Genomic DNA, 15783 nt, shown 5'->3' with positions numbered 1-15783 from the left:
TTCTTTCAACATGTCCCGACGCATCATTCCTCTCGCCGACGTCAGCGGGATGCCGGACGTCTCCGGCGTCGCGCATGCCCCGGATGGCACGCTGGCCGACACGTTTGCCAGGCCGCTACGCGACCTGCGCATTTCGGTGACGGATCGCTGCAACTTCCGCTGCGTGTACTGCATGCCGCGCGCGGTCTTCGACAAGGACTACCCGTTCCTGCCACACAGCGCGCTGCTCACGCACGAGGAAATCGAACGCGTGGCGCGGCTCTTTGTCGCACACGGCGTCGAGAAGATCCGCATCACGGGCGGCGAGCCGCTGCTGCGCAAGAATCTCGAATTCCTGATCGAGCGCCTCGCACGCCTGACCACGCATGACGGCCGCCCGCTCGACCTGACGCTCACGACCAACGGTTCGCTGCTCGCGCGCAAGGCGCGCGCGCTGAAGGACGCCGGGCTCACGCGCGTGACGGTCAGCCTCGACGCGCTCGACGATACGTTGTTCAAGCGCATGAACGATGCCGAGTTCGCGAGCGCCGACGTGCTCGACGGCATCTTCGCGGCCCAGGCCGCGGGCCTCGCGCCGGTCAAGGTCAACATGGTCGTCAAGCGCGGCACCAACGACAGCGAGATCCTGCCGATGGCCGAGCGTTTCCGCGGCACCGGCGTGGTCCTGCGCTTCATCGAATACATGGACGTCGGCACGTCGAACGGCTGGAACATGACCGAGGTGCTGCCATCGGCGGACGTCATCGCTCGGATCGCCGAACACTTCCCGCTCGTGCCGCTCGAGCCGCACACGGCGGCAGAAACCGCGCAGCGCTGGGGCTATGCGGACGGCAGCGGCGAGATCGGTGTGATTTCGAGTGTCACGCAGGCTTTTTGCGGCGACTGTACGCGTGCGCGGCTGTCGACCGAAGGCAAGCTGTACCTGTGCCTGTTCGCGTCGACGGGCCACGACCTGCGCGCGCTCGTGCGCGGCGGCGCGAGCGACGCCGAGATCGCGACCGCGATCGCCCGCATCTGGCAGGCCCGCACCGACCGTTATTCGCAACTACGCGGCAGTGCGGCTGCCGATGCCATGCCCGACGGCGCCGGCAAGCGTGTCGAGATGTCGTATATCGGCGGCTGACGCACGCCGCCCTTCCCGCCTTCGCACGATGCCATCTTCCGCCTCCCCCTCGATCGCCGGCCTGCTGCTCGCAGGCGGGCGCGCCACGCGCATGGACGGCGTCGACAAGGGCCTGCAGTTGCTCGACGGCACACCGCTGGCACTGCACGTGCTGCGCAGGCTCTCGCCGCAGGTCGACGAGACGCTGATCAGCGCGAATCGCCATGCCGATCGCTATGCCGAACTCGGTGCGCCGTTCGATGCGCGCATCGTCGCGGACGAAACACCCGACTTCCCCGGCCCGCTCGCGGGCCTGCTCGCGGGCATGCGGGCGACTCGCGCGCCGCTCGTCGCGTGCTCGCCATGCGATACGCCCTATCTGCCCGCCGACCTCGTCGCACGGCTGCAGGCGGCGCTCGACGCGCAGCAGGCCGACATCGCGATGGCGGTGACCGTCGACGCGCAGCAGGCGCGCTCGCCACAACCGACGTTCGCGCTGCTGCGCACGTCGCTGGTCGACGATCTCGCCGCCCGGCTCGCGGCCGGCGACCGCAAGGTGCGTGCGTGGTACGCACGCCACAAGACGGTCGAAGTCGAGTTTCGCGACGAGCGTGCGTTTTACAATGCCAACTCTTGGCAGGAACTCGCCGCGCTGGCCCGCCGCTGACGGCGCCCGTGCGGTTCCCGCCCGCCGCACGCGAAACCCGCGCCCAGGCACCCTCCTCGCGCCACCGGCCACGAACCCGATACGCCTTGCGGCGCAGTCCGACTGATGATCACGCCCTCCTCACCCGCCCCCCGAACCGCGCCCGATTCCGATGCGCCGCTGTCGCTCGCCGATGCGCAGGCGCTCGCGTGCCGCTTCGCGGTGCCCGTCGCGGCATGCGACACGGTGACACTTCGCGATGCACTCGACCGCGTGCTCACGGCCGACGTGAACGCGCCGTTCGACATTCCCGCGTACGACAACTCGGCGATGGACGGCTATGCGTTCGACGGCAGCGCCGGCACGCACGCGGCGCCGCAAGCCGACGTCGCGCTGACGGTCGCCGGCACCGCGCTCGCCGGCCATCCGTTCGATGGCGCCGTAGCGGCCGGATCATGCGTGCGCATCATGACGGGCGCGCCGATGCCAGCCGGATGCGACACGGTGATTCCGCAGGAACGCGTGCGCGTCGACGGCGACACGATCCACTTCGCCGCGCACGACATCGCGCGCGGCGCGAACTGCCGCAAGGCCGGCGAGGATCTCGCGCGCGGCGCCTGCGCGCTCGCTGCCGGCCGCATCCTGCGGCCGTCCGATCTTGGCCTGCTCGCGTCGTTCGGTATCACCGAGGTCACGGTGCGCCGGCGCGTGCGCGTCGCCGTGTTCTCCACCGGCGACGAACTGCGCGAGCCCGGCGAGCCGCTCGGCCCCGGCGCACTGTATGACAGCAATCGCGGGATGCTGATCGCGATGCTCGAAAGGCTGCATGTCGACGCGATCGATCTGGGGATCGTCCGCGACGACCCGGCCGCGCTCGAAGCCGCATTGCGCGACGCCGTCGCCGCGCAGGCCGACGCGGTGATCACGTCGGGCGGCGTATCGGTCGGCGAAGCCGACTTCACGCGCGACGTCATGGCACGGCTCGGTGACGTAACATTCGCCAGCCTCGCGCTGCGTCCCGGCCGGCCGCTCGCGTGCGGCACGCTCGCACGCGCAGCCGACGGCGCCGGTCACTCGCTGTTCTTCGGGCTGCCCGGCAATCCGGTCGCATCTGCCGTGACGTTCTACGCAATCGTGCGCCCCGCGCTGCTGACGCTGGCCGGCGCGCAGGCCCAGCCGCCGGCAATGCATGCGGCACTCAGCACGCAAGCGCTGAAGACGCGCCCGGGCCGCACCGACTACCTGCGCGGCATCGCGACACGCGCCGCCGACGGCCGCTGGCAGGTGGCGCCGGCGGGCTCGCAGAGTTCCGCATCGCTGAGCGGCCTCTCGGCCGCCAATTGTTTCATCGTCCTGGGCCACGATACCGCGGCAGTCGACGCGGGCACCCCGGTCGACATCCTGCCGCTCGACGGCCTGATCTGAATTCCACTATCGGTATATCTCTACGGGGGCAATCCGCACATGAAGAAACAAATTTCGTCGATCGCCGCGGGGCAAACCGCAAAGGCGCTGATCCTCGTCTACCTGACGTTCAGCGTGCCGATCGTGCTGCTCGGCATTCTCGTCGCGTACGTCCGCTACGGGATGGTCGAACTGAGCACGATCCTGAGCGCGCTGCTGCTGAACGCGATTCTCGGCTTCGTGCTGCTGTGGATCGCGTGCCACGCGTACAACTGGGTCGCATCGCGCTTCGGCGGCATCGAGATCGTGCTGTCCGATCCGCCGGAAGAAGCGTGAGCGGCACGCCGCTGATCCGCGCAGCCCAAGCGCGCGACGTCGGCGCGATCCTCGCGCTGATGCGCGAACTGGCCGAGTTCGAGAAGCTCACGCACCTGTTCGTCGCGACCGAGGCCGATCTCGCCGACGCGCTGTTCGGCACGCAGCCCGCCGCCGAGGCGCGCGTGGCCGAGCACGACGGCACGATCGTCGCGTACGCGCTGTTCTTCCACAATTATTCGACGTTCCTCGGCCGTCGCGGCCTCTATCTCGAGGATCTGTACGTGCAGCCGTCGCAGCGCGGCACGGGCCTCGGCACCGCGATGCTGCGTCACCTCGCAGCATTGGCCGTCGAGCGCCGTTGCGCGCGCTTCGAATGGTCGGTTCTCGACTGGAACCAGCCTGCGATCGATTTCTACGAAAAGATGGGCGCAACCGTGCTGCCCGACTGGCGCATCGTTCGCGTCACGGGCGACGCGCTGGATACGCTCGCCGGGCATTGACCGCGGGCCGGCCACGCCGGCAAGCGCTTCAAAAGAACACGGGCGCCGCGGCGCCCGTGTTCTTTCCAGCCGGTGTGGCAACGTGCGTCACACGTCGTCCGCATCGGCGCCGTCGCCACCTTCCGCGCCGAGCAGCCCGGCCGCCGTGTCGCCCGGCAGCGCCTCGACCTGCTTCAGCTTCCGGTTCATCACGCGCGTGCGCTGCTCGGCGGCCTCGATCGAGCGTGTGACCGTTTCGAGCTGCGACTTCGTGCGCGCGAGCACGTCGCCGAACTTGCCGAACTCCGTCTTCACCGCGCCGAGCACCTGCCACACCTCGCTCGACCGTTGCTCGATCGCGAGCGTGCGAAAGCCCATCTGCAGGCTGTTCAACAGTGCAGTGAGCGTCGTCGGGCCGGCGACCGTCACGCGATAGTCGCGCTGCAGCAGGTCGGTCAGCCCCGGACGACGCAGGATCTCCGCATAGAGCCCTTCAGTCGGCAGGAACAGCAGCGCGAAATCGGTCGTGTGCGGCGGCGCGACGTACTTCTCGGCGATCGTGCGCGCCTCCAGGCGCACGCGCGCTTCGAGCGCGCGAGCCGCTTCCTCGACCGCCACCGCATCGGCGCGCTCCTGCGCATCGATCAGCCGCTCGTAGTCTTCGCGCGGGAATTTTGCGTCGATCGGCAGCCACACGGGCGGCGCGTCGCGCGTGCCGGCCTCGCGCCCCGGCAACCGGATCGCGAACTCGACGCGCTCGCTGCTCTTCGGCACCGTCGCGACGTTCTTCGCGTACTGTTCGGGTGTCAGCATCTGCTCGAGCAGCGCCTCGAGCTGCACTTCCCCCCAGGTGCCGCGCGTCTTCACGTTGGTCAGCACTTTCTTCAGATCGCCGACGCCCGCCGCGAGCGTCTGCATCTCGCCGAGCCCGCGATGCACCTGCTCGAGCCGGTCCGACACGAGCTTGAACGATTCGCCGAGCCGGTGTTCGAGCGTTGCGTGCAGTTTCTCGTCGACGGTGCGGCGCATCTCCTCGAGCTTCGCCGCGTTGTTCGTCTCGATTTCCTTCAGCCGCTGTTCGAGCGTCGCGCGCACCTCGCCGATCCGGCGGTCGTTCGCTTCGGTCAGTTGCGTGAGTTGCCGGTTCAACGTGTCGCCGAACAGCCTGAGTGCGCCCGTCTGCTCCTCGCGCGCCTGCTGCGCCTGACGCTGCACGCTCTCGCGCATCGCGTCGAACTGCTGCGCATTGCCGGCGACGAGCTTGCCGAGTTGCTGAGCGAAACCCTCGATCTGATTGTTCTGCACGGTCGCCACGCTCGTCAGTTGCGCGGCGAGCGTCTGCTGAAGCTGCGCGAAACTGCCGGCCAGCTCGGTGCGCGAGCCGCGCGCGTTCTCGACGATCTCGCCGCGCAATTCGCGTTCGAGCCGCTCGACTGCGCGCGCCTGTGCATGCGCGGCGTCCTCGATCTGGTCGCCCAGTACCGCCACATCGTCGTGGCGGCCACCGCCACGCACGAGCGCGACGATCGCCACCGCGAGTGCAACAGCCAGCACGACGACCGCCGCAAGCAACAACGTGATCGTCATGCGCGCGGCTTCCCGATCACGTCAGGGTTGATCGGATTCGGCGGCTGCCCTGCGCGCGGCCCCTCGCCCAGTGCAGCGATCAGGTTGTCGGCGGCGAGGTTCGCCATCGCGCGGCGCGTTTTTTCGGTTGCGCTCGCGATATGCGGCGTCAGCACGACGTTCGGCACTTCGAGCAGCGCCGGATGTACCGTCGGCTCGCCTTCGTACACGTCGAGGCCGGCTGCGGCGATCGTCCCGTCGCGCAGCGCGACGGCCAGCGCCGCGTCGTCGACGATCCCGCCACGCGCGATGTTGGTCAGCGTTGCGGTGGGCTTCATCTTCGCGAGCTCGGCCGCACCGATCGTGTGATGGTTCGCCGTCGTATACGGCAGTACGAGCACGACGTGATCGGCACGGGCGAGCAGCGCATCCTTCGACACGTATTCGGCATTCAGCTCGGCCTCGATCTCGGGCGCGACCCGCGACCGGTTGTGATAGATCACCTGCATCCCGAAGCCGCGCGCGCGGCGCGCGAGCGCCTGGCCGATGCGCCCCATCCCGATGACGCCGAGCGTCGAGCCGTAAATGTCGCTGCCGAGGAAACCGTCGTACGCCCACTTCTGCCAGTGGCCGGCCCGCAGCCAGTGCTCGGATTCGGCGATCCGGCGTGCTGCCGCCATCATCAGCGCCCAGCCGAAATCGGCGGTCGATTCGTTCAGCACGTCGGGCGTGTTGGTGCCGAGCACGTTCGCCGCGTTGAACGCGGCCATGTCGAAATTGTTGTAGCCGACCGCCATGTTCGCCACGACGCGCAGGCGCGGCGCCGCCGCGAGTTCGGCCGCGCCGACCGGGTCACCGGCCGTCAGCGCGCCGTCCTTGTCGGCCAGGCGCGCGGCGAGCGCGTCGGGCGCCAGTGCGTCGCCGTTGTTCCAGTCGACGTCGAAATACTGCTTGAGCCGCTCGATCACGTCCGGAAAGATCGGACGCGCGACCAGGATCTTCTGCATCGCCATCTCCGCATGCCGCGGACGGATCGCAGCGTGCCGTGCGCCGCCGGAACCACCCGCTCTAGGTTGAAAATCGTCAGCTTACGCCGTGAAGAAGAGCCATGACGTCAGCAGGAATACCGGTATCAGCACGACCAGCGCCCAGCCGAGATAGGCAAAGAAGCTCGGCATCTTCACGCCGCGCGATTCGGCGATCGCCTTCACCATGAAGTTGGGTGCGTTGCCGATATAGCTGTTCGCGCCCATGAACACCGCACCCGCGGAAATCGCGGCGAGCGTCGACGCGCCGGTCGTCATCAGCGACTGGGCATCGCCGCCCGCGAGGTTGAAGAACACGAGATAGGTCGGTGCGTTGTCGAGGAACGACGACAGGATGCCCGTCGCCCAGAAGTACATCGCGTCGATCGGCTTGCCGTCCGGCCCCGTGACGAGATGGACGATCTGCGCGAACGCGCCGCCGGCACCGGCACGCAGGATCACGATCACCGGCGCGATCGTCACGAAGATCCCCGCGAACAGCTTCGCGACTTCCTCGATCGGCGCCCAGTTGAACGCGTTGCCCTCGCGCGCGGAGCGCGGCGTCAACGCGAGCGACGCAAGCGTCACACCCACGAGCGCGACGTCGCGCACGAGGTTCTGCAGCGCGACGTGCGTACCCCACACGTCGAACGTGATGCCCGGCTTCCACACGCCGCTCATCAGCACCAGGCCGATCACGGCCGCGAGCAGCACGAAATTGATCTTGCCGTCGATCGACAGCGCTGCGCCGTCGGGCGTCGGGTCGAGCACGGCCGGCCGCTCCTCGCCGCCCTTCCGGTAGAAGTACGTATCGAGGGCAAAGAACAGCATCAGCAGCACACTGCAGATGAACAGCATCGGCAGCGCGAGGTGCGTGGTCGTCCAGAAAAAGCTCACGCCATTCAGGAAACCGAGGAACAGCGGCGGATCGCCGAGCGGCGACAGCGATCCGCCCGCGTTCGCGACGAGGAAGATGAAGAAGATCACGACGTGCACGACATGCTTGCGGTTGTCGTTCGCGCGCAGCAGCGGCCGGATCAGCAGCATCGCCGCACCCGTCGTACCCATCACGCTCGCGAGCAGCGTACCGAGCGCGAGGATCGCGGTGTTCAGCTTCGGCGATCCATGCAGGTTGCCGTTCACACAGATGCCGCCCGCAACCGTATAGAGCGCGGTGAGCAGCACGATGAACGGAATGTATTCCTCGAGCAGCGCATGCACGAGCGTGCCGAACGCGGTGCCGGCGCCGAACGCGAACCCGAACGGAATCAGGAACACGACCGCCCACCCGGCTGCAATCTTGCCGAAGTGGTGATGCCAGAACACGGGGGCGACGAGCGGGAACAGTGCGATGGACAGCAGGATCCCGGCGAACGGGATACCCCAGAGGGCAGACAGTGTGGCACCGTCGAGCGTTGCGGCCGATGCAAGCGCAGGGACGGCGCCAAGCGCGACCCCCGACGCCATGCCCGCCCAGGCGGCATGTCGTTTCATGCAGAACTTCCTTGTTCGAGTGGTAGTGGATGCGACGGGCGCGTCATGCGCCCCGTACGACGATCACGTGAACGCGGTACGGGCCATGCGCGCCCAGTACGATGGTCTGCTCGATATCGCCCGTGCGCGACGGGCCCGACACGAAATTGACCGCGCGCGGCAATTCGCCGCGCTCCGAGCGGATCAGCGCAAACGCATCTTCATGACCGGCGACGATCCGCGACGCGGGAACGATCGCGATGTGTGTTTCCGGCAGCAGGCCGGCAGACGCATAGGTATCGGGGCCGGACAGCAGCACCAGCGAGCCCGTTTCGGCGGTCGCGCAAAAACAGCCGGTGAGGCCGACCAGATCGCCGTCGCACGGCTTGCGGCATTCGACCGACAGGCCTGCGCCCGCCCAGTCGAAATCGGCCAGCGTGCGCCACGCGACGGCCTGCGTCGGCAGGCCGTGAGCGGAAAGGTAACGGGCGGCGGCGGCCGGTACCTCGGCAAGCGTCGCGACTTCGTCGACCGTCGTCGACAGGCGTGCCGCTTCGTCGACGAATGCAGCGACGAGGTCGGCCGGCGCCGGCGGGCGCGGGCCCTCCGGATGACGCGCGAGATAGTCGGCAACGCCGTCGCGCTCGGCCGCATCAGGTTCGGCCGCACGCCCCTGCGCCGCGCGAATGCGCGCGAGGATCTGGCGACGGGCAGCGGAAGTGTCCATGAACGGGCCTCGTGACGTTGGCGGGCGATACTGTCAGATTATACCGGCCGACCTCGCCGCGACGCAGTTTTGGCCGTTCGGCCGACGACTACTTCGACGCGTCTTCCTCGACCGGCTGCGCGATGCCGAACACCTGGCGCAGGTACGCGAGATACGCCTTGTCGTCGCACATGCTCTTGCCCGGCGAATCCGACAGCTTCGCGACCGGCTGGCCGTTGCAGCGGACCATCTTGATGACGATCTGCAGCGGCACGTAGCCGAGATCGTTGGTGAGGTTCGTGCCGACGCCGAACGCGAGCTTGCAGCGGCCGCGGAACCGTTCGTACAACTGCATGACCTTCGGGATGTCGAGCGCGTCCGAGAACACGAGCACCTTGGTACGCGGGTCGCAACGGTTCGCCTCGTAATGGCGCAGCATCCGCTCGCCCCAGTCGAACGGATCGCCCGAATCGTGGCGCGCGCCGTCGAACAGCTTGCAGAAGTACATGTCGAAGTCGTTCAGGAACGCATCCATCCCGTAGACGTCCGACAGCGCGATCCCGAGGTCGCCGCGATATTCCTTCGCCCACATCTCGAAGCCGTAGATCTGCGAATCGCGCAGCCGCGGGCCGAGCGCCTGGCACGCCTGCAGGTACTCGTGCGCCATCGTGCCAAGCGGCGTGATGCCGTGCTTCATCGCATAAAGCACGTTGCTCGTGCCCGCGAACTGCGGGCCGAGGCCGTCGCGCAGCGTGAGCGCGACCTCCTCGTGCCAGACCTTCGAGAAGCGCCGGCGCGTGCCGTAGTCGGCGATCTTGCAGTCGGCGAACTCGGGCTTCGCGCCGAGCAGCGTGATTTTCTCGCGCAGCCGCTCGCGGCCTTCGCGATAGTCGGGCTCGCGCTGCGTGTTGCGGAAATACACTTCGTTGACGATCGCGAGCACCGGGATCTCGAACAGGATCGCGTGCAGCCACGGCCCCTTGATCTCGATGTCGATTTCGCCGTTGCCCTTCGGCGACGGCGTGATCGAGATGTACTTCTCGTTCAGGTGGAACAGCGCGAGGAAATCGACGAAATCGCTCTTGATGAAGCGCATCCGCCGCAGGTAGTCGAGTTCGACGTCGGAAAAACGCAGCGCGCACAAGCCGCGCACCTCGTCGCGGATCTCGTCGATGTACGGCACGAGATCGACGCCGGGCGTGCGGCACCGGAAACGGTATTCGACGCTTGCAGCGGGAAAGTGATGCAGGACGACCTGCATCATCGTGAACTTGTAGAGATCCGTGTCGAGCAGCGAAGTGATGATCATGATGACGGCACCGCCAATATCGTGACAGGGCCTCGGCGCACCACGCGCCGCCCGGTCTGTCGGCCATGTTACCCGAATGCGGGCCGGACCATCGTGAAACCGCCTGCCGCCCTGCGCCGGCCACGCCGTCGTGCCGGCGCAAGGTACACGCGCCCCCGTTGGCGCGCCCCTGCGGCGCCCCCTTGGCGCCCCCCATAAACTAATCACGAAACGATATAAGCCGGATAGCCGACCACGTCATGCGGGTTTTGCGCTTCAGTTACAATGCCGGTTTTGGCGCAAACGCCACCCCATATATACCGCCAAGCAGGAGCGTTTTAATGACTCACGTTGTGACCGAAGGCTGCATCAAGTGCAAATACACGGACTGCGTGGATGTGTGCCCGGTGGATTGCTTCCGTGAAGGTCCCAACTTTCTCGCCATCGATCCGGACGAGTGCATCGACTGCGCCGTGTGCGTCGCCGAGTGCCCGACCAATGCGATCTATGCCGAAGAAGACGTTCCGGGCGACCAGCAGCAGTTCACCGCGCTGAACGCCGAGCTGGCGAAGGACTGGCCGTCGATCACGAAGACCAAGCCGGCACCGGCCGACGCGGACGAGTGGAAGGACGTGCAGGACAAGCTGCACCTGCTCGAGCGCTGATCGCGCAGCGGCTGCAAAAAATTTTGTACGCCGCGGCCCAAAAGTATTGACGGCTTGATCAACGCTCCATATAATCTCGTTTCTCTGCTGTTGTTGTTTGTTCCCCGATAGCTCAGTCGGTAGAGCGCCGGACTGTTAATCCGTAGGTCCCTGGTTCGAGCCCAGGTCGGGGAGCCAAAAACGCAAAGGCCCGTTGAAAGTGGACGGGCTTTTTGCTGGTAGACAAACAAGCATGCAGATGTACCGATTTATTCCCCGATAGCTCAGTCGGTAGAGCGCCGGACTGTTAATCCGTAGGTCCCTGGTTCGAGCCCAGGTCGGGGAGCCAAACAGCGAAAGGCCCGTCATTCGACGGGCCTTTTGTTTTTCCGGCCCGCGTTGCGGCTTTCATCGTCCGGTCGCGCACATGCTAGAGTCTCTGTCCCGCATTCGCATCCGGTTCCGTCGATGAAGCACCGCCTCCTCCGCTCCGCCCCACTCGCCCTCCTGCTTTCCGCGTTCGCCGCGGCACCGCTCGCGCACGCAGAGGAAGTCGGCAGCGTCAACACCCATTTCCGCGTCACGGGCTCCGATCGCGTGGTCGTCGAGGCGTATGACGATCCGGTCGTGAACGGCGTGACCTGCTACGTGTCACGCGCCCGCACCGGCGGGATCAAGGGCACGCTCGGCGTCGCCGAGGATCCGAGCGAAGCGTCGATCGCATGCCGGCAGGTCGGCCCGATCAGCTTCAAGGAGCCGCTCAAGCAGCAGACCGACGTGTTCAGCGAGCGCATGTCGTTCATCTTCAAGACCCTGCACGTCGTGCGCGTGGTCGACACCAAGCGCAACACGATCGTCTACCTGACCTACAGCGACCGCATCGTCAGCGGCAGCCCGAAGAACGCCGTCACCGCGGTGCCGATGCCGGCCGGCACGACGATTCCGGTCAAGTAAGGCCCGCGCCTGCCGGGCGCGCGAGCGATACACTGTCGGTTCGACCGCTCCCGCGCCCGATCATGTCCGCCACCCGCCTTCCAGACTCCGCACGCTACTGGCGCACGCCGCTGCTGCCGGATGCGGATCTCGTCACGGCCACCTACCGCGACCACACGTTCGCGCCCCACTGGCACGACGCATACACGATCCCCGTGATTCTCGAAGGCGCGGAACGCTTCACCTATCGCGGCAGCGGCTATGTCGCCGAAACCGGCTCCGTGCCCGTGATCAATCCCGGCGAGGTGCATACGGGCTCGCGCGCGGCCGACGAGGGCTGGTGCTATCGCGTCAGCTATATGCCGGTCGAATTCATCCGCGAACTCACCAGTGCGATCGCCGGCCGCCCGCAGGACGCGCCGTGGTTTGCGCCCGACGTGATTCGCGACGCCGATCTTGCAGCCCGGCTCACGCTGGCGCACCGGATGATGGAGGCCGGCAGCGAGCGGGCACTGCCCTCGCAGGCGCACGGGCAGCCGGCCAATGATCAGGTAAGCGGCGCACCGCGCATCTACGATCCGCTCGCCGCCGAAACGGCGATGCTCGATGCGTTGTCGACGCTGATCGTCCGCCATGCCGACGCACTGCCGCGACCGGCACCCCTCGCGACGGACGAACCGCGCGTCGACGCGATGCGCGAGCGGCTCGCCGCCGATCTCATGTGCACCGTAACGCTCGACGAAGTCGCACAGGCGGCCGGCCTGTCGCCGTTCCATGCGGCGCGCCTGTTCACCCGCACGACCGGCATGCCGCCGCATGCCTGGCGCAACCAGTTGCGCTTGCAGCGCGCGCTGGCGCCGCTGCGCGCGGGCGTGCCCGTCGCCGACGTCGCAGCGGCCAGCGGCTTCGTCGACCAAAGCCACTTCACACGGCATTTCAAACGCATGTTCGGCGTGCCGCCCGGGCGCTGGCAGGCGAGCTGACCCGCGGCGTCCAGCCCACCACCGCCCTGCCGCCGGCGCCGGCGCCGGCAAGCGGGCAAGCACCCGCCCTCCGCGAGCGCAAGAACATACAAGCCGGCACTCCACCTGCCCGCTATCCTCCGCTTCATGGAGGAGCCCCCTTTGAACCCGACACCCGCATCGCCTGCTCGCCGCCCATTGAACGAATGGCTCGACGGCGCGCGCGACACGATCCCGATGATGATTGGCGCCGCCCCGTTCGGCGTGATTTTCGGCACGCTCGTCGGCGGCGGCCCGCTCGCCGCGTGGCATGGCGCGCTGATGTCGCTCGCCGTGTTCGCGGGCTCCGCGCAGTTCATCGCGCTCGGCCTGATCGCGGGCAGCGCGAGCTTCGTCGTCGTGCTCGCGACCACGCTGATCGTCAACCTGCGTCACCTGCTGTACAGCGCGACGCTCGCGCCCTATGTCGCGCACCTGCCGCTGCGCTGGCGGGCGACGCTTGGCGCACTGATGACCGACGAGGTATTCGCGGTCGCCTATGCGCACTACCGGCACTTCCCGCCCGGTGCGATCGGCCCCCACTACTTCTTCGGCTCGGGGCTCGCGATGTACCTCAACTGGCAGGTCTGGACGCTCGCGGGCATCGGCTTCGGCGCGGCGTTCCCGGGCCTGCAGTCGCTCGGCCTCGATTTCGCGATGGCGGCGACCTTCATTGCGATCGTCGTCCCGCAGCTCGGCACGCTGCGCTATTTCGCGGCGGCCGTGACGGCCGGCATGCTCGCGTACTTCTGGCAGGGATGGCCGTACAAGCTCGGACTGCTGGGCGCGGTCGCCGCCGGCGTCGCGATCGGCGTCGCACTCACGCTGCTGCACGAACGCACGCGCGCCGGCTCGCGCACGGAGGCCGCATCGTGAGCTACGCGCTGCTGATTCTCGGGATGGCCGCCATCACGTACGCGATCCGCTCGACGCTGTTCCTGTTCGGCGAACGGCTGACCTTCCCGCCGCTCGTGCGGACCGCGCTCGGCTTCGTGCCCGTCACCGTGCTGACCGCGATCATCGTGCCGATGACCGTCTCGCCGCACGGCGGCACGGCCGAACTGACCTGGCGCAATCCGCAGCTCGTTGGCGCGCTGGCGGCCGTGCTCGTGTCGGCAGCAACCCGCCGCCCGCTCGTGACGATCGCGGCGGGACTCGCGGTGTTCTTTTTCTGGCAAGGAATCGTGCTGCCCCACTGGTTGCCCGCCTGAGCGCACGCTCGGTCGCACACGCTCAAGTTTCCGCCCGGCACGCCGATATAGGGAGTGAAGACCCGCCACCGGCCTCGGCGCGTACCGGTCAGTCGACGCAGCGCCCGCCCCGGTGCGCCGTGCCGGCCGTCGGCTTGCGCGGGCCGCCATCGAGAAGATTCATGGGCCAGATCACCCTTTCCCTCAAGGACGACACGCTCGAGTCCCTACGCAAGGACTACGACGCGTTCGTCCGCGTGTCGCTGAAACTCGACCCGCAGTTCGCGACGCCGTCGTTCGAGGATTTCCTGCGCGCCAAGCTGCTCGACAACATGGTGCCGCTGACCGAGCACGCGGTGCAGCGAATGCTGCAGGGCGGCCAGTACGCGTGGGCAAAACGCACGCTCGACAAGGAATTTCCGGACGTCGTCGCGATCCTGATGCGACAGGCCGGCGAATTCGGCTTCGGCTTCGCGTCGCGCTCCGAATGGACCCCCGACGAACTCGCGAAGGCTTGCCGCGACTGGGCGAAAGCAATCGTCGCCGAAGCGCAGGGCGACCCGTCGCTGATCGACCCGCTCGCATCGCAGATCAAGGGGGCGGCGCAAGACATCCAGACGCTCGAGGAACTGATGCAGACGCCTGCGTGGCGGCTCGCGGAATCGCTGCGACAACGGGTCTACGAGGCCAAGCTCGCGTGCGAGATGAGCGTTGGCAGCACCGCGCGCGACAAGCTCGGCGAATTGCGCGGGCTGCTGCGGCTCGGGCTCGCGCATGGCTCGTTCCAGAAGCAGGAAGCGCAGCAGATCATGGAGTACCTGCGGCTGCTGAAGCCGGAGATCTTCGTCGAGGAACCGTACGACGTCTTCGCACGGCTCGCCGTGTGGCTGCGCAGCGTATTCACCCCGGCCGCCGCGCGGCCGGCACAGGGCCAGGGACAAGGGCAAGGGCAGCGCCGGCCGTAACGGCACACCCATGCGCATCAACGGATGAAAGCGGCCCGGTTCGCGCCACGCGAACCGGGCCGTCGGATGGCCGCCTTCGCGACGCGCCGTCCGGGACGAGCGTCGCGCGGCGCCGGGCACCGCTTACTGCGTGGCGCCCTGGGCCGATGCACCGCCCTCCGCGCCGACCGATGCGCCGCCTTCGGTCGCTTCGCCGGCCTTCGCCTTGGCCGAGCCGACATGGCTCTTGGCCGACTTCGCGGCATGCTTCGTGTGCTTCTTGGCCGAGTGGACGGCCGACGACGCCGTATCCTTCGCGCCGTCGGCTGCCGCGCCGGCTGCATCGGTTGCACCGCCGACCGCATTGCCCGACGCGTTCGCGCCCGCACTGCCCTGCATGCCGGCACCGGCACCTGCCGCCGGCGTCTGCGCCTGCACGCCTGCACCGGCTGCGCCCTGCACCGCCGCGCCCGTCTGGGCAAATGCGGCCGAAGTGGCGAACGCCGTCAGCGCGGCACCGATCAGCATCGTACGAATCTTGGACATGGCAATTCTCCTCAGGAAGTTGTGAGCCCGAACCGCAGCGATGCGGTCCGTTGCGTCCCCCGCCGCAACACGCAGCAGGTACGACAAAAGACCCGCGGCCCGCACGGCCGGTTCTCGAATCTCTCAGACTGTTACCCACCGTTTCATTTGCTGACGAATGGCTCACATTCCCTAACAACTGCGTGCGACGGCCGACCACGCTCGCGCGCCGGCCCGCGGTGCCGTATGATGCGAGGCGATTCCTCCCGCGCATTGCGCACCTTCTTCGTCATGCCCAACCTGGATTTCACGCTGACCGGCGAATACGTCGAGCTGCACAACCTTCTCAAGATCACCGGCCTCGCCGACAGCGGCGGCACTGCGAAGCTGATCGTCGCGTCCGGCGCGGTGAAAGTCGATGGCGCGGTCGAGCTGCGCAAGACCTGCAAGATCCGCGCGGGTCAGGTCGTCCTGCTCGGCGACACGCGCATTGCCGTGCGCGAAGCCTAGCGCCGACGGTTCCCCCTGCCTGCGACATG

The 15783-nt window shown here is 67.6% G+C and carries 18 protein-coding genes and 2 tRNA genes; 14 read left to right on the top strand and 6 right to left on the bottom strand.

Annotated features, from left to right (window positions below; genetic code table 11):
* Positions 1-10 precede the first annotated feature (10 nt).
* The 5 genes from moaA to B7G54_RS15220 all read left to right on the top strand — a co-directional run bounded on the left by moaA (position 11) and on the right by B7G54_RS15220 (position 3970).
* On the top strand, positions 11-1123 hold the full coding sequence (gene moaA, locus B7G54_RS15240; RefSeq protein ID WP_085039796.1) for a GTP 3',8-cyclase MoaA: 1113 nt from the start codon (positions 11-13) through the stop codon (positions 1121-1123).
* A gap of 28 nt (positions 1124-1151) precedes the next feature.
* Positions 1152-1769, top strand: coding sequence for a molybdenum cofactor guanylyltransferase MobA (gene mobA, locus B7G54_RS15235; RefSeq protein ID WP_085039795.1), 618 nt, complete (start codon positions 1152-1154; stop codon positions 1767-1769).
* Positions 1770-1874: 105 nt separating this feature from the next.
* On the top strand, positions 1875-3173 hold the full coding sequence (gene moeA, locus B7G54_RS15230; RefSeq protein ID WP_085039794.1) for a molybdopterin molybdotransferase MoeA: 1299 nt from the start codon (positions 1875-1877) through the stop codon (positions 3171-3173).
* 39 nt (positions 3174-3212) lie between these two features.
* Positions 3213-3488 (top strand): hypothetical protein, encoded by a 276-nt coding sequence (locus B7G54_RS15225; RefSeq protein ID WP_006401288.1) that lies wholly within the window; start codon positions 3213-3215, stop codon positions 3486-3488.
* On the top strand, positions 3485-3970 hold the full coding sequence (locus B7G54_RS15220) for a GNAT family N-acetyltransferase (protein ID WP_085039793.1): 486 nt from the start codon (positions 3485-3487) through the stop codon (positions 3968-3970). The genes B7G54_RS15225 and B7G54_RS15220 overlap by 4 nt, the downstream gene beginning before the upstream one ends.
* Positions 3971-4057: 87 nt before the next feature.
* Here B7G54_RS15220 and B7G54_RS15215 read toward each other — a convergent pair whose 3' ends face one another.
* From B7G54_RS15215 to pncB, 5 genes are all read right to left on the bottom strand, one after another.
* Complete coding sequence (locus B7G54_RS15215; RefSeq protein ID WP_085039792.1) at positions 4058-5536, bottom strand: DNA recombination protein RmuC; 1479 nt, start codon at positions 5534-5536, stop codon at positions 4058-4060.
* On the bottom strand, positions 5533-6522 hold the full coding sequence (locus B7G54_RS15210) for a 2-hydroxyacid dehydrogenase (protein WP_085039839.1): 990 nt from the start codon (positions 6520-6522) through the stop codon (positions 5533-5535). Before B7G54_RS15210 ends, B7G54_RS15215 begins: the two co-directional genes overlap by 4 nt.
* Positions 6523-6603: 81 nt before the next feature.
* Positions 6604-8034, bottom strand: a complete 1431-nt coding sequence (locus tag B7G54_RS15205; RefSeq protein WP_085039791.1) for a sodium:proton antiporter — start codon at positions 8032-8034, stop codon at positions 6604-6606.
* A 43-nt stretch (positions 8035-8077) separates the two neighbouring features.
* Positions 8078-8740 (bottom strand): LutC/YkgG family protein, encoded by a 663-nt coding sequence (locus tag B7G54_RS15200; RefSeq protein ID WP_085039790.1) that lies wholly within the window; start codon positions 8738-8740, stop codon positions 8078-8080.
* Between the two features lie 88 nt (positions 8741-8828).
* Entirely contained in the window at positions 8829-10028 is a 1200-nt protein-coding gene (gene pncB, locus B7G54_RS15195; RefSeq protein ID WP_085039789.1) for a nicotinate phosphoribosyltransferase, read from the bottom strand.
* Between the two features lie 320 nt (positions 10029-10348).
* On the opposite strand from pncB, the gene fdxA reads away from it, so the two are divergent.
* The 8 genes from fdxA (at position 10349) to B7G54_RS15150 (ending at position 14740) form a co-directional block, all read left to right on the top strand.
* Positions 10349-10672 (top strand): ferredoxin FdxA, encoded by a 324-nt coding sequence (gene fdxA, locus B7G54_RS15185; protein ID WP_011351384.1) that lies wholly within the window; start codon positions 10349-10351, stop codon positions 10670-10672.
* A 101-nt stretch (positions 10673-10773) separates the two neighbouring features.
* Positions 10774-10849 (top strand) — tRNA-Asn (locus B7G54_RS15180).
* Positions 10850-10924: 75 nt separating this feature from the next.
* A tRNA-Asn gene (locus B7G54_RS15175) sits at positions 10925-11000 on the top strand.
* Between the two features lie 119 nt (positions 11001-11119).
* Entirely contained in the window at positions 11120-11605 is a 486-nt protein-coding gene (locus B7G54_RS15170; protein WP_027788025.1) for a CreA family protein, read from the top strand.
* 62 nt (positions 11606-11667) lie between these two features.
* The gene (locus tag B7G54_RS15165) at positions 11668-12567 is read left to right on the top strand and encodes an AraC family transcriptional regulator (protein WP_085039787.1); all 900 of its coding nucleotides are present in this window, start codon (positions 11668-11670) and stop codon (positions 12565-12567) included.
* Between the two features lie 126 nt (positions 12568-12693).
* Complete coding sequence (locus tag B7G54_RS15160) at positions 12694-13461, top strand: AzlC family ABC transporter permease (protein WP_085039786.1); 768 nt, start codon at positions 12694-12696, stop codon at positions 13459-13461.
* Complete coding sequence (locus tag B7G54_RS15155; protein WP_085039785.1) at positions 13458-13796, top strand: AzlD domain-containing protein; 339 nt, start codon at positions 13458-13460, stop codon at positions 13794-13796. The genes B7G54_RS15160 and B7G54_RS15155 overlap by 4 nt, the downstream gene beginning before the upstream one ends.
* Before the next feature lie 161 nt (positions 13797-13957).
* The gene (locus B7G54_RS15150; protein ID WP_085039784.1) at positions 13958-14740 is read left to right on the top strand and encodes a DUF4088 family protein; all 783 of its coding nucleotides are present in this window, start codon (positions 13958-13960) and stop codon (positions 14738-14740) included.
* Between the two features lie 123 nt (positions 14741-14863).
* On the opposite strand, the gene B7G54_RS15145 is transcribed toward B7G54_RS15150, so the two are convergent.
* On the bottom strand, positions 14864-15265 hold the full coding sequence (locus B7G54_RS15145; RefSeq protein WP_085039783.1) for a hypothetical protein: 402 nt from the start codon (positions 15263-15265) through the stop codon (positions 14864-14866).
* Positions 15266-15535: 270 nt separating this feature from the next.
* Here B7G54_RS15145 and B7G54_RS15140 point away from each other — a divergent pair, with 270 nt between their 5' ends.
* Positions 15536-15754: an RNA-binding S4 domain-containing protein gene (locus B7G54_RS15140; protein ID WP_006486208.1), complete on the top strand. Its 219-nt coding sequence runs from the start codon at positions 15536-15538 to the stop codon at positions 15752-15754.
* The last annotated feature ends 29 nt before the right edge of the window (positions 15755-15783 follow it).

Source organism: Burkholderia puraquae (assembly GCF_002099195.1).
In the GTDB taxonomy this organism is placed as follows: domain Bacteria; phylum Pseudomonadota; class Gammaproteobacteria; order Burkholderiales; family Burkholderiaceae; genus Burkholderia; species Burkholderia puraquae.
Note: the sequence above shows the minus strand (reverse complement) of the source record. Positions and strands in the feature narration are given on the sequence as shown.

What these genes read in the sequence shown, in the direction of transcription:
- B7G54_RS15205 (WP_085039791.1), bottom strand. Translation starts at nt 8,034, where the DNA reads ATGAAACGACATGCCGCCTGGGCGGGCATGGCGTCGGGGGTCGCGCTT.
- B7G54_RS15150 (WP_085039784.1), top strand. Translation starts at nt 13,958, where the DNA reads ATGGGCCAGATCACCCTTTCCCTCAAGGACGACACGCTCGAGTCCCTA.
- B7G54_RS15210 (WP_085039839.1), bottom strand. Translation starts at nt 6,522, where the DNA reads ATGCAGAAGATCCTGGTCGCGCGTCCGATCTTTCCGGACGTGATCGAG.
- pncB (WP_085039789.1), bottom strand. Translation starts at nt 10,028, where the DNA reads ATGATCATCACTTCGCTGCTCGACACGGATCTCTACAAGTTCACGATG.
- moeA (WP_085039794.1), top strand. Translation starts at nt 1,875, where the DNA reads ATGATCACGCCCTCCTCACCCGCCCCCCGAACCGCGCCCGATTCCGAT.
- B7G54_RS15140 (WP_006486208.1), top strand. Translation starts at nt 15,536, where the DNA reads ATGCCCAACCTGGATTTCACGCTGACCGGCGAATACGTCGAGCTGCAC.
- B7G54_RS15215 (WP_085039792.1), bottom strand. Translation starts at nt 5,536, where the DNA reads ATGACGATCACGTTGTTGCTTGCGGCGGTCGTCGTGCTGGCTGTTGCA.
- moaA (WP_085039796.1), top strand. Translation starts at nt 11, where the DNA reads ATGTCCCGACGCATCATTCCTCTCGCCGACGTCAGCGGGATGCCGGAC.
- B7G54_RS15170 (WP_027788025.1), top strand. Translation starts at nt 11,120, where the DNA reads ATGAAGCACCGCCTCCTCCGCTCCGCCCCACTCGCCCTCCTGCTTTCC.
- fdxA (WP_011351384.1), top strand. Translation starts at nt 10,349, where the DNA reads ATGACTCACGTTGTGACCGAAGGCTGCATCAAGTGCAAATACACGGAC.
- B7G54_RS15145 (WP_085039783.1), bottom strand. Translation starts at nt 15,265, where the DNA reads ATGTCCAAGATTCGTACGATGCTGATCGGTGCCGCGCTGACGGCGTTC.
- B7G54_RS15200 (WP_085039790.1), bottom strand. Translation starts at nt 8,740, where the DNA reads ATGGACACTTCCGCTGCCCGTCGCCAGATCCTCGCGCGCATTCGCGCG.
- B7G54_RS15225 (WP_006401288.1), top strand. Translation starts at nt 3,213, where the DNA reads ATGAAGAAACAAATTTCGTCGATCGCCGCGGGGCAAACCGCAAAGGCG.
- B7G54_RS15160 (WP_085039786.1), top strand. Translation starts at nt 12,694, where the DNA reads ATGGAGGAGCCCCCTTTGAACCCGACACCCGCATCGCCTGCTCGCCGC.
- mobA (WP_085039795.1), top strand. Translation starts at nt 1,152, where the DNA reads ATGCCATCTTCCGCCTCCCCCTCGATCGCCGGCCTGCTGCTCGCAGGC.
- B7G54_RS15165 (WP_085039787.1), top strand. Translation starts at nt 11,668, where the DNA reads ATGTCCGCCACCCGCCTTCCAGACTCCGCACGCTACTGGCGCACGCCG.